General features: G+C 64.5%; 8 protein-coding genes. 7 read left to right on the forward strand and 1 reads right to left on the reverse strand.

The annotated features are described in order from the left end of the window. Positions 1 to 185 precede the first annotated feature (185 nt). The 7 genes from MAAFP003_RS18645 (at position 186) to MAAFP003_RS18675 (ending at position 12,350) form a co-directional block, all read left to right on the forward strand. On the forward strand, positions 186 to 1,607 hold the full coding sequence (locus MAAFP003_RS18645) for a condensation domain-containing protein (protein ID WP_096289252.1): 1,422 nt from the start codon (positions 186 to 188) through the stop codon (positions 1,605 to 1,607). Positions 1,608 to 1,748: 141 nt separating this feature from the next. Beyond that, a complete protein-coding gene (locus MAAFP003_RS18650; protein WP_165796435.1) occupies positions 1,749 to 4,736 on the forward strand; it encodes an MMPL/RND family transporter in 2,988 nt (995 codons plus the stop codon). A gap of 57 nt (positions 4,737 to 4,793) precedes the next feature. Next, on the forward strand, positions 4,794 to 5,909 hold the full coding sequence (gene pe, locus MAAFP003_RS18655; RefSeq protein WP_096289254.1) for an acyltransferase PE: 1,116 nt from the start codon (positions 4,794 to 4,796) through the stop codon (positions 5,907 to 5,909). A gap of 10 nt (positions 5,910 to 5,919) precedes the next feature. After that, on the forward strand, positions 5,920 to 7,659 hold the full coding sequence (locus tag MAAFP003_RS18660; protein WP_096289256.1) for an AMP-binding protein: 1,740 nt from the start codon (positions 5,920 to 5,922) through the stop codon (positions 7,657 to 7,659). A gap of 70 nt (positions 7,660 to 7,729) precedes the next feature. After that, positions 7,730 to 8,788, forward strand: coding sequence for an NAD(P)H-dependent amine dehydrogenase family protein (locus tag MAAFP003_RS18665; RefSeq protein WP_096289258.1), 1,059 nt, complete (start codon positions 7,730 to 7,732; stop codon positions 8,786 to 8,788). 200 nt (positions 8,789 to 8,988) lie between these two features. After that, positions 8,989 to 9,417, forward strand: a complete 429-nt coding sequence (locus MAAFP003_RS18670) for an MmpS family transport accessory protein (protein ID WP_165796459.1) — start codon at positions 8,989 to 8,991, stop codon at positions 9,415 to 9,417. After that, positions 9,414 to 12,350 carry an MMPL/RND family transporter gene (locus MAAFP003_RS18675; RefSeq protein ID WP_096289262.1) on the forward strand — a complete coding sequence of 979 codons (2,937 nt, stop codon included), beginning with the start codon at positions 9,414 to 9,416 and terminating at the stop codon, positions 12,348 to 12,350. Before MAAFP003_RS18670 ends, MAAFP003_RS18675 begins: the two co-directional genes overlap by 4 nt. Here the strand turns inward: MAAFP003_RS18675 and MAAFP003_RS18680 are convergent. Beyond that, positions 12,333 to 13,169, reverse strand: a complete 837-nt coding sequence (locus tag MAAFP003_RS18680; RefSeq protein WP_096289264.1) for a DegV family protein — start codon at positions 13,167 to 13,169, stop codon at positions 12,333 to 12,335. The two genes, MAAFP003_RS18675 and MAAFP003_RS18680, sit on opposite strands and share 18 nt — an antisense overlap. Between the last annotated feature and the right edge of the window lies 1 nt (position 13,170).

Genomic DNA, 13,170 nt, shown 5'->3' on the forward strand with positions numbered 1-13,170 from the left:
AGCCACTGTGTCCGCCGCTCTGCGTCTCCCGCCCGGGCGTTCGATCGCCACAACCGCACGCCGGATCCGTCAGTGAGTGTAGGCCGTGGACCGCGCGTGTCTGCGGAGGCAATCGCCCGGCGGGTTATCTTGGTGGCGCCGCCAGTGGCCGGACGGGGACTGTTTACACCGAGGGGGACGTAGTTTTGCGCATCGGGAAAATTACGATCGGCGCGCTCGATGATTGGACGCTGACCCCGGGCTCCGTCACCTCGTGGCACCCGACGGATGCGGCAAAAGACAAGGTCCGACAAGCGCCGGTCAGCTCTGTGCCCGTCAGTTACATGCAGCGCCAGCACCTTCGGAATTACTGCGAACGGACGGCGGCGGGGCTGAACTTCTCCCGGCAGATCATCGCGACCTGTGAGTTAGCTGGGACTTGTGATGTCGCGGCGATGAACCACGCGGTCAACGCCTATCTGCGGCGACACGACACATTCCGCAGTTGGTTCGCACAAGCCGACACCGGTGAGTTCGTCCGGCATACCCTGCACGATCCGGCGGATATCGAGTTCGCGCCAATCGACCACGGCCAGATGACCGTTGACGAAATACACGCTCATGTCGTGGCCATACCAAACCCGTTGCAGTGGGGCTGTTTCACTTTCGGGATCATCCAGAACGAGAGCCATTTCACATTTTTTGCCGCCATGGATCACGTGCACGGGGACGCGACGCTGATCGGCACCACGATGATGGAAGCCAACGGAATGTATTCGGCCCTGAGCAGCGGCGGTGCGGCGCTGGCTCTCCCCGATGCCGGTAGCTTCGACGAATTCTGCATCCGCGAACACGAGTACACCTCGACATTGACCGTCGATTCGCCCGAGGTGCGTGCGTGGATCGACTTCGCCGACAACAACAATGGCGGGTTCCCTGAGTTCCCGCTACCACTGGGCAACCCGTTGGAGTCCAGTCGCAGTCAGATGACCTCCGAACTTCTGATGGACGTGGCCCAGACGGAGCGATTCGAATCCGCCTGCACCGCCGCCGGTGCACGCTTCGTCGGTGGCCTGTTCGCCTGCTTCGCCCTGCTCGAGCATGAATTCACCGGCGCCCTGACGTATTACGGACTCACGCCTAGAGATTCGCGCACCGCCGCCGACAATTTCATGACACAGGGCTGGTTTACCGGATTGATTCCGATCACCGTGCCCATCGCGGCCGCGTCTTTCGGTGATGCGGCATGGGCCGCACAGGCCTCCTTTGATTCCAGTCTGGACATGGCGAAGGTGCCGTACTACCGCGTACTGGAATTGGCGCCGTGGCTGCGCTGGCCGCAGCCAAACTTTCCAGTGTCGAACTTCTTTCATGGCGGCGCCGCTCCGCTCAATGCGATTCTCGCCGCGGCCGAGTTGGGCCTCGCGGACAATATCGGGATCTATCCCGACGGCCGGTACTCCTATCAGCTGACCATTTACGTATTCCGGTACGGCGAGGGCACCGTCATGGCGATCATGCACCCCGACAATCCGGTCGCCCTGAAATCAGTCAGCCGCTACATGGCGGCTATGAAGTCCGTATGCGGCCGCGTCGCCGGCAGTGGGCACTGGGGGCGCGTCGCGTAGCGTGGGTCCATCCGAGGCTAGGGCTTTTCTCAAGTGCGCGAACTGCGGTCGCGCACGGTATGAACGAGCGCGGCGTGGCAGAACGCCGGCAAGCGCCGCCGGCGGGCACACCCGACCGCGCCGACCAGGGGCGAGGGCGATATGCGACGGCTGACCGATTTCGTGGTGCGGTGGCCCTGGGTAGTGATCGGGGCCTGGGTCGCGGCCGCGGTCGCTCTGGCACTGACTTTGCCCTCGCTGGGGGAGATGGCCCAGAAGCATCCGCTGGCGCTCCTGCCCGATGATGCCCCCTCCAGCGTCACCGCGCGCGAGATGACCAAGGCTTTTCACGAATCGGGTTCCGAGGACCTGTTGCTGGTGGTCCTGACGGACGACAAGGGGCTCGGCCCCGCCGACGAAGCCGCGTACCGCTCCTTGGTGGACACGCTGCGCCACGACACGCGAGACGTCGTGATGGTGCAGGATTTCATCAGCACGCCGCCGCTGCGCTCGGTCGTGACCAGCAAGGATCACAAGGCATGGGTGCTGCCGGTCGGCGTCGCCGGCGAGCTGGGCACGCCGCAGTCCTACGCCGCGTTCAACCGGATCAGCGACACCGTCAAACACTCCCTCGCCGGAACGCCCGTGACGGTCAACCTCACCGGCCCCGCGGCGACCGTCGCCGACCTCACCGTCGCCGGCGACAGGGACCGGCTTCCCATCGAGCTGGCGATCGCCGTGCTGGTGCTGATCGTCCTGCTCGTGATTTACCGCAGTGCGGTCACCATGCTGCTGCCGTTGCTGACGATCGGGATATCGCTGGTCATCGCGCAGGCCGTGGTGGCGGCTTATTCCCTATTCACCGGAGCCGGCGTCTCGAATCAGTCCATCGTTTTTCTGAGCGCCATAATGGCCGGCGCCGGTACCGATTACGCGGTCTTCCTGATCAGTCGCTATCACGATTATCTGCGCTCGGGGGCGGATTCCGATCAGGCGATCAAACGCGCAATGATGTCGATCGGCAAAGTCATCGGCGCATCCGCGGCCACCGTCGGCATCACTTTTCTGCTGATCAGCTTCGCCCGAATGGGCGTGTTCAAAACGGTCGGTGCGTCGTCGGCGATCGGGGTCGGCGTGGCCTTCCTCGCCGCGGTGACATTGCTGCCGGCGATTCTGGTGATCGCGGGGCCGCGTGGCTGGGTCAAGCCGCGTCGCGAATTGACGGCCCGATTCTGGCGGCGGTCGGGGATCCGCATCGTGCGCCGGCCCAGGGCCAACCTGGTCGCCAGTGTGCTGGTGCTGATCATCCTGGCCAGCTGCGCGGGGCTGGTGCGTTACAACTACGACGACCGCAAGGCCCTGCAGGCGTCCGCTCCGAGCTCCGCAGGGTATGCCGCGCTGGACCGTCATTTCCCGGTGAATCAATCCATTCCGGAGTACATCCTCATCCAGTCGCCGCATGATCTTCGCACGCCGAAGGCCCTGGCGGACTTGGAGCAGCTGGCGGACCGAGTCAGCCAACTGCCGAATATCGCCGCGGTCAGCGGCATTACGCGACCTACCGGAACCGTGCCCGAACAATTCCGGGCCACCTATCAGGCGGGCGCCATCGGCACCCTGCTGGCCGGCGGGTCCACCATGATCAGCGACCACACCGGTGACCTCAACCGCCTGGTCGCCGGGAGCGGCACGCTGGCCAACAGCCTGAGCGAGGTCCGCGGTCAGGTCAGCCAGCTCGCGGCCAGCCTGGAGGAACTGCAAAGCGCCTTCTCGTCGGCGAAAAGCCAGTACAGCGGCGACGCGCTGGTCAAACAGGTCGACATCGCAGCCCAGCTCATCGATCACGTCAACTCGCTCAGCAACGCGATGGGCTGGAATTTCTCGGCGGCCAAGAACGTGTTCGCCTGGATAGGCCCGGTGCTGGCAGCGCTGCAGGGCAACCCGATCTGCGATGCCGATCAATCGTGCAGCGCGACCCGCGGGACGTTCGAACAGCTGGTGGGTTCCCGCGATCAAGCGGACCTCGACGCGATCAACGATCTGGCCCACCAACTGCAGGATTACCAGGACAAAAGGGCGCTGAAGGCGTCGACGGACCGGGTGCGCGCCGCGTTGGGGAAGCTCACCAAGGTGATGCACTCGATGGGCATGGACAAACCCGGTGGCCTGCAAGCGAATTTGAACAGCGTGCAAGACGGCGCGAACCGGCTCGCCGGCGGCAGCCGGCAAATAGCCGACGCCGTGGCCCAGCTCGTCGACCAAGTCAAACAGCTAGGTTCCGGGCTCGGCGAGTCCGCGGCATTTCTGTTGTCACTGAAACGCGATGCGGCACAGCCGGCCATGGCCGGATTCAATATCCCGCCCCAGCTGCTGCAGTTAGAGGAGTTTCGGAAAGCGGCCAAGGTATTCATCTCGCCGGACGGCCACTCGGTGCGGTATCTGGTTCAAACCAAACTGAATCCGTTCAGCACCGAAGCGATGGATCAGGTCAACGCGATCACCGCGGCCGCCCGCGGAGCACAACCGAATACCGCGCTGTCCGACGCCACGATTTCGATGGCGGGGTACACGGTCGGTTTGAAGGACACCCGTGACTACTACCAGCACGACATCAGGTTCATCATCGCGGTCACCCTGCTCGTCGTCCTGGTGACCTTGGTCGCGCTGCTTCGTGCGATCGTTGCGCCGCTGTATCTGGTCGCTTCCGTGGTCATTTCCTACTTGTCGGCGGTCGGTATCGGCGTACTGACCTTTCAATACGTACTGGGTCAGCAATTGCATTGGAGCGTGCCACCGCTGGCGTTCGTGGTGCTGGTAGCGGTCGGGGCCGACTACAACATGCTCCTCGTCTCGCGAATGCGCGAGGAGTCCGGACACAGCATGCGCTACAGCATCATTCGTACGCTCAGTTCGACTGGCGGCGTGATCACCGCGGCCGGCCTGATCTTCGCCGCGTCGATGTGCGGACTGTTGTTCTCCAGCATCGGCACCGTGGTGCAGGGCGGTTTCGTGATCGGTGTGGGGATTTTGCTGGACACCTTTTTGGTGCGCACCGTCACGGTTCCCGCCATCGCTGCGCTGGTCGGGCGGGCGAATTGGTGGCCATCGCGAGTGGGCGTGCGCCGACGCGCCGAGCCACAGCCCGGTTAGGGGGTACGCATGATCTATGTGAGACTACGAGACGAATCCGAGCGGTCAGGATCAGGAATGAAGAAGCTACTCGCAGGAGTTTCGGCGCTGGTAACTGTGGGCGCCACAGGCTATTTCGGCGTCGCAACCGCGTCGGCTGACGACACGCCGATCGGCGGACCGCCGACTCCCGGCGCGCCGGGTGACCAGACCGCGTTCGCACTCGGCGGCGCTCACGTGCTGGGCATCCCCTACGACGAATACATCCGCCAAGAGGGCGCGCAATGGTTCCCTGGGCAGCAGCGCGAAATCGTCCGCTACCCGGCGGGCCAGGTGCAGGGCCATGTGCTGGAGCGACTCTTCCCCGGCATCGGCCGCTTCGATGAACTCTTCCCGGGCCTGGGTCTGGACGGCCCCAGCGTCGGCGAGTCGGTCGACGTCGGAGTGAACAACCTGGATGCGGCGATCCGTGGCGGTCGCCCCGGAACCGCGATTGGTTTGTCCGAGGGCGGGTTCGTGGTCGACGGCGAGCAGGCGCGGCTGGCCAATGATCCGACCGCTCCCCCACCGGACCGGCTGAACTTCGCCACCTTCGGCGACCCGATCGGGCGCCACGCCTTCGGTCAGAGCTTCCTGAGCGCCATGTTCCCGGTCGGCAGCACCGTCCCCGCTCTCGACTACACCATGCCACCGCCATACGAAAGTCAGTACGACACAAACAGGTTCGTGGCCGCGTACGACTCGATCGCGGACTTCCCCGACCGACCGGACAATCTGTTCGCGCTCGCCAACACGCTGCTGGGCCTCGCCACCGGTCACACCGCGGTGGCCTTCACGAATCCGAGCATGGTGCCGCCGCAGAACATCAGGACGACGATCAACTCTCGCGGTGCCAGGGACACGACGATCATGGTGCCGGAAAAGCATCTGCCGCTTGTCATGCCGCTGAAATACGTCGGGATCGACGAAGACACGCTCAACAAGCTGGACGCGATCCTGATCCCCCGCGTGAATGCCGGGTACTCGCGCAACGACGACCCGGCGACCGCTCCGGTTCAGGTGGACCCGGTGCACGGGTTTGACCCAGCCGAAGTCACGGCACCGGCCAACCAGGCGACGTTCGGCGGCGGCGCCGATCCGCTGTCACAGATTCTCGCCGGTGCCACGTCGGTGCTGTCCCACGGCACCGGCTGATAACACGCCGATGTCCGGATCATCGATTCTCGCCATGCTGCATGGGCGGGCCAGCCTGCGGCCGCATGACGTGGCGTACACGTTCACCAACTACGAAGGCAATCCGGACGGGGCTCGCGAGAGCCTCACCTGGGCGCAGACCTCGCGCCGAACACTGAATGTCGCAGGCGATCTCGGCCCGTACGGGTCGGTCGGGGACAGGGCGGTCATCCTGGCTCCGCAGGGCCTTGACTACATTGCGGCGTTCCTGGGATCCATGCAAGCAGGGCTCATCGCCGTCCCACTTCCGCTGCCGCATCGCGGCTCGAGTCACGAGCGGGTAAGCGCGGTCCTCGCCGACACATCGCCCTCGGTGGTTCTCACCACATCCGCCTTCGCCGAAGACGTCGCCGAATTCGTCGACCAAGCACACCTGGACGATGTGCCGAAGATCATCGAAATCGATTCGCTGAATCTAGACGTCGATGTCGAAAAGAGTGCTCGGACAACCGATTTGCCGAACATCGCGTATTTGCAGTACAGCTCGGGTTCGACCCGGACGCCGACCGGCGTGATGATCTCGCACCGAAACCTCGAGGCGAATTTCGAGCAGCTGATGCACAGCTTCTTCGCGGCCGCGCGGATCACCGTCCCGTCGAACGTCACCCTGGTGTCGTGGTTGCCCTTCTACCACGACATGGGTTTGGTGCTGGGAGTCTGCGCTCCGATCCTGAGCGGCCATCGTGCCGAGTTGACCAGTCCGGTCGGATTTTTAGAGCGACCGGCCAGGTGGGTCCGAGCGTTGGCCGAGAATCCTCACACCTGGTCGTCGGCACCCAACTTCGCCTTCGACCTGGCCGCGCGCAAGACCACCGACAAAGACCTGGCCGGGCTCGACCTCGGCGGTGTGCTGGGCATCATCAGCGGTGCCGAGCGTGTCGAGCCGGCCACCTTGCGACGCTTCGTAGATCGGTTCGCGCACTTCAACTTTCAAGACCACATGATGCGCCCTTCCTACGGCATGGCCGAGGCCACCGTCTTCGTCACCACCGGCACCTGGAGTGAATCCTCGCCGGCGGCCCATTTCGATGCCGAAGCGCTGGGCGCGGGCCGGGTAGAGCCGTGCGGGGCCAGGAACGGCACGGCGCTGGTCAAATACCGGGTACCGCACTCCCCTACGGTGCGCATCGTCGACGGTGAGACGAATCGGGAATGCCCACCGGACTTGATCGGCGAGATCTGGGTGCATGGCGCGAATGTCGCCGACGGCTATTGGTGCAGGCCAGCTTCTGAGCAGCGCTGCTTCGGCGCAACACTGGTCGACCCGTCGCCCGGCACGCCGGATGGTCCGTGGCTGCGAACCGGGGACCTGGGCTTCATCTACTCCGGTGAGCTGTTCATCGTCGGGCGCATCAAGGATCTGCTGATCATCCGCGGGCGCAATCACTATCCCGAGGACATCGAGACCACGGTTCAGGAGATCACCCGTGGCCGGGTCGCGGCGATTTCGGTTCCGACCGACGGTACCGAGCAACTGGTCACCGTCGTCGAGCTCAAGAGGCGAGCCGACTTCGACGAGGACGCGACGCGATGGCTCAGCGGTGTCAAGAGCGAGGTCACCTCGGCGATATCCAATGCGCACGGTCTCAATGTCGGGGACCTCGTGCTGGTAGCTGCCGGGTCGATCCCCACCACGACCAGCGGCAAGATCCGCCGCGCCGCCTGTGTCGAGCAATACCGCCAGGACCAATTCGTCCGGCTGGACGCCTGACACCCCGACCGATACTCGGGTTGCACCCTTCGCATAATGGTTCCACCCCCGCAGCGGCAAAGGAGCCACGATGAGCACAGTCCGCCCAGACCGTCCGTTACGTGTCATTCAGTGGACGACCGGCAACATCGGGCGGCGCTCGCTGCACGCCATCATCGGCAGGCCCGACCTGGAACTGGTCGGGGTGTACGCGCACGGCGCGGACAAGGTCGGTGTCGATGCCGCCGAACTCTCCGGCTGGCCGGAGCCGACCGGGGTGCACGCCACCAACGACATCGACTCGCTGATCGCGCTGGGCGCCGACGCGTGTTGCTACAACCCGTTGTGGCCCAACATCGACGAATTGGTGCGGCTGCTGGAGTCAGGGGTCAACGTGTGCACCAGCGCGGCCTGGATCACCGGCGGCAAACAGACCCCGCAGGACCGCAAACGCATCGAGGATGCTTGCCAGAAGGGCCATTCGACGATCTTCGGCAGCGGCGCGCATCCCGGCATGACGAACATGGTCGGCATGGTGCTGTCGGCCTCCTGCGAGCGCGTGGACGAAATCCGGATCACCGAATCGGTGGACTGCTCGACCTACGAATCCGCGGAAACCCAGACGGCGATGGGGTTCTCCCAAGACCCCGAGACGCCGGGGCTGGCCGAGAACGTTCGTCGGGAAAGCGAAGTCTTCGCCGAGTCGGCGGCGATGATGGCCGACGCGATCGGCGCCAAGCTGGACAAGATGACCTTCGACGTCACGTTCACCGCGGCCACCGGTGACTCCGATCTGGGCTTCATGAAGATCCCCGCGGGCACGGTCGGCGGTGTGTACGGCTTTCACCGCGGCTGGGAAGGCGACCGCAACGTCGTCAGTGTCGGGTTCAACTGGACCATGGGTAACCACGTCGTCCCGCCCAAGCCACTAGAGCACGGCCACGTAATTCAGGTCTTCGGAATGCCCAACATGCGCACCGTCCTGCATTGCCTGCCGCCGAAGGATTGGACCGAGCCCGGGTTCATGGGCCTCGGCATGATCTATACCGCGATGCCGGTCACCAATGCGGTCCCCGCGGTGGTGGCCGCCCGGCCCGGGATCGTGACCCTCGCCGACCTGCCGCCGGTGACCGGCCGCCTGGCGCGCTAACCATATGACTTTGGCCATAGTCAGGGGCCCCCGGAGGAACGGTTCCGTCCTCTAAGGTTTAGAGTGCTTAGCCGAGCAAAGGTTCCGCCGACAATTAAGGTTGTCGACACGGTGGCGAGCGTTCCGAGGCAGGACGGCAGGCCGCCGCAGCGGTGAGCGGAAGGGCGGTCAAGGTGAGCGGTTCGCCGAACTCGGATGCCATATCCCAGGTGCTCAAACGGGCGTGGATTCCGCTGCTGCTGATTGTCGTACTGGCAGTCTCGGCGTTGGTCGTGTCGCGGCTGCACAAGATATTTGGCTCGCAGGATCTCAACGCGAATGCCGGCAAGGGGATCGAGATCGTGCAGTTCAATCCGAAGGTCGTCGTCTACGAGATCTCCGGCCCGCCGGGTGCTACCGCGAACATCAATTACTGGGATGCGGACGCCAACACTCATCAGATCGATAACGCGCCGCTGCCGTGGACGACCACCATCTCGACCACGCTGCCGTCGGTGAGCGCCAACATCATGGCGCAAAGTGACGGCAGCCGAATCGTCTGCAAGATCACCGTGGACGGCGTCGTCCGCGACACGCAAAACTCCGATGGCCACAACGCCCAAACCTTCTGCTTGGTGAAGTCCGCATGAGCGATCTCAACAGCAAGAGCCACCTGGGTGTCGACGACGCCGCCGACACCGGGCCGATCGGCACCCAGGGTTCGGATAAGCCCGAGCGCGGACACCGGCCCTACCTCCCCCACACCATTCGCATCTTCGCGGTGCCGATCATCCTGATCTGGGTAGCCGTGACGGTCCTGGTCAACGTCATCGTTCCCACCCTGGAGGTCGTCGGCGAGGCCCACTCGGCGCCGATGACACCCCTGGACGCACCGTCGATGAAGGCGATGATGCGCATGGGCCACAACTTCCACGAATTCGATTCCAACAGCACCGTGATGATCGTGCTGGAGGGCCAGCAACCGCTGGGCCCGGAGGCACACCAGTACTACGACAAGCTGATTCGGCAACTGCGCCAGGATCCCAAGCACGTCCAGCACATCCAGGACTTCTGGGGGGACCGGCTGACGGCGGCGGGCGCCCAGAGCGCCGACGCCAAGGGCGCGTACGTACAGATCAACCTTGCCGGTAACCAAGGCACCACGCTGGCCAACGAGTCCGTCGACGCCGTCCGCAAGGTGATCGACGAGAACAAGGCACCGCCCGGGGTGAAGGCCTATGTCACTGGTCCCGCCGCGCTGTCCGACGACATGCACTTGATCGGTAACGCCAGCCTGGCGACGATCACGCTGTTCACCCTGGGCGCGATCGCGGTCATGTTGCTGCTGGTCTACCGGTCCATCGTCACCACGCTGGTTCAGTTGTTCATGACCTTTGTCGCGCTGGCCTGTTCACGTGGCGTGGTCGCGGTTTTGGCCTACCACAACGCATTCGGGCTCACGACGTTCGCCGCCAACATCCTCACCATGCTGGCGATCGCGGCGGGAACCGACTACGGGATCTTTCTCGTCGGCCGCTATCAAGAGGCCCTGCGCGCCGGCGAGGATCGAGAATCGGCGTACTACACCACATTCAAGGGAGTTGCGCCGGTCGTCTTGGGGTCGGGCTTGACGATTGCCGGGGCGACCTACTGCCTGAGTTTCTCGCGGCTGCCCTGGTTCAACACCATGGGCGCACCCGTGGCGATCGGCATGCTGGTCGTGGTCTTGGCCGGCCTGACGCTGGGTCCCGCGGTGATCTTCATCGGCAGTCGCTTTCACCTGTTCGAGACCAAGCGCGCCGCCAAACAAGGCCGACTGTGGCGCCGGGTGGGCACCGCCGTAGTGCGTTGGCCCGCACCGATTTTGGCCGTCAGCGCGGCCGTGGTGCTGGTCGGCATGATCGCCCTGCCGAGCTACGTGACGAGCTACAACGACCGCTTCTACCTGCCGCTGTCGGCGCCGTCCAACCAGGGACAGGAGGCCGCCAACCGGCACTTCTCCGAGGCCCGGATGAACCCCGACCTGTTGATGGTCGAGTCCGACCATGACATGCGCAACACGGCCGACATGCTGGTGCTGGACCGGGTGGCAAAAAACGAGATGCGCACGCTCGGCATCGCGATGGTGCAGGACATCACCAGGCCGCTGGGCATTCCGATTCAGCACAGCTCGATTCCGTTCCAGAACAGCATTCAAAGCCAGACAACGATGCAGAACATGGGCTTCCTCAAGGACCGCATCGCCGACATCCTCAGGATGGCCGACGACCTGCAGACCCAGATCGACACCACGCAGCGCCAGTACGAGGTGTCGAAAGACCTGGCCAATGCCGCCGAGGACAGCGCGAAGACGACCGAAGTGACGTCACAGATCACCGACAGCTTGCGCGACCACATCGCGGATTTCGACGACACCTTCCGGCCGGTGCGGACGTACTTCTATTGGGAGAAGCACTGCTACGACATTCCGTTGTGCTACAGCTTCCGGTCGCTGTTCGACACATTGGACGGCTTCGACCAACTCGCCGAGCAGTTCCACTACCTGACAACGGACATCAAGCACACCGCCAAGGCCTCGCGCGACCTGACCGAGCTGTTCCCCACGCTGATCACCACCCTGAAGACCACCCGGGGCATCACGCTGACGCTCTACCAGACGTTCAAGGCGATGATCAACCAGATGGAGGCGATGAGCAACACCGCCATCGTGATGGGGCAAAGCTTCGACCAGTCGAAGAACGACGACTTCTTCTATCTGCCCCCCGAGGCGTTCGACAACCCCGACTTCCAGACGGGTCTTCGTATGTTCCTGTCGCCGGACGGTAAGTCGGCGCGGTTCTTCATCACCCATCAGGGCGATCCGATGACGCCGGAAGGGATTTCGCGGGTCGACGCCGAACGCACCGCCGCGCAGGAGGGCTTGAAGCAGTCCTCGCTGTCCGACGCCAGGGTGTATCTCGGTGGAACCGCCGCGACCTTCCGGGACATGGCCGACGGCGAGAAATACGACCTGATGATCGCGGTGGTGTCCGCGCTGACGCTGATCTTCATGATCATGTTGCTGCTCACCCGCAGCGTGGTGGCCGCGCTGGTCATCGTCGGCACCGCGGCCAGTTCCATCGCCGCGTCATTCGGTCTGTCCGTATTGATTTGGCAGGATCTGTTCGGTATCAAGATCCACTGGATCGTCGCCGCGCTTTCGGTGATCATCCTGTTGGCGGTCGGATCGGACTACAACCTGCTCCTGGTCTCCCGATTCCGAGAAGAGATCCACCACGGACTCAAGACCGGCATCATCCGGTCGATGGCCGGCACCGGTGGAGTGGTGACGGCCGCGGGTCTGGTGTTCGCGTTCACGATGGCATCGATGCTGGGCAGTGACCTGCGAGTGCTGGGCCAGTTCGGATCCACCGTCTGCATCGGTCTGCTGCTCGACACGCTGATCGTGCGAACGCTTTTGATGCCGTCCATCGCGACGCTGCTCGGTCGCTGGTTCTGGTGGCCGCAAGTCGTGCATCCGCGCGGTGACTACGGTCTGCCGCCCGCCCGGGTGGCGCCGGCCGCGTCAGCTGCCAGGAGCTAGGTCCAGGCACACCGCGACGGCGCCGGGGCCGACATGCAGGCCAAGCACCGGCCCCAGCGAGGTGACGATGGCGGGCTCGCAGGCCGGTAGCCGCTGGGCCAACGCGGCCGCCACTTCGTTCGCGCCGTCGGGGTTGACGACGTGGTGCACCGCAACCGCCGCGGCCTCGTCGCCGACGATTTCGCAGACCCGGTCCAGCATCGCCGTCGTCGCCTTTCTGACCGTCCGTACCCGTTGGGCCAGAACGAGTTTGCCGTCATCGATACGGAGCAGCGGCTTCAGCGACAATGCGGTGCCCAGCCACGCCTTGGCGCCACCGATCCGGCCGCTGCGCCGCAGATTGTCCAAGCCGTGCACCACGATGAACGCGTGACCGCGCTGTACCGCCGAGTTCGCCGCGGCGACAACGGCTTCCAGATCCGCGCCGCTGGCCGCGGCCCGTGCGGCGGCCAGTGCGACGAATCCGGTGCCCATCGCCGCCGACCGCGAGTCGATGACGCGCACGGCCGGACCGATTTCAGCCGCGGCCCGTTCACCCACGCCACAGGTGCCCGATAGCGCCGATGAGATGTGCACTGCCACCACACCATCGCCGCCGGAGTCGGCCAGCGCCGTGCGGTAGGCGGCGCCTAGTTCGGCGGGGGTGGCCGCCGCTGTCGTGGCGTGGTGCGCGTAGACGTCGTCGGGGATCTCGTCCACGCCGTCGCGCAGGTCGCCGCCGTCGAGCAGGACATGCAGCGGGACGACGCGTATCGCCCACTGTGCGAGCAGATCGGCCGGCAGGCGCGACGAGGCATCGGTCACCACCACGACTGTCATT

The organism is Mycobacterium ahvazicum (genome assembly GCF_900176255.2).
In the GTDB taxonomy this organism is placed as follows: Bacteria; Actinomycetota; Actinomycetes; order Mycobacteriales; family Mycobacteriaceae; genus Mycobacterium; species Mycobacterium ahvazicum.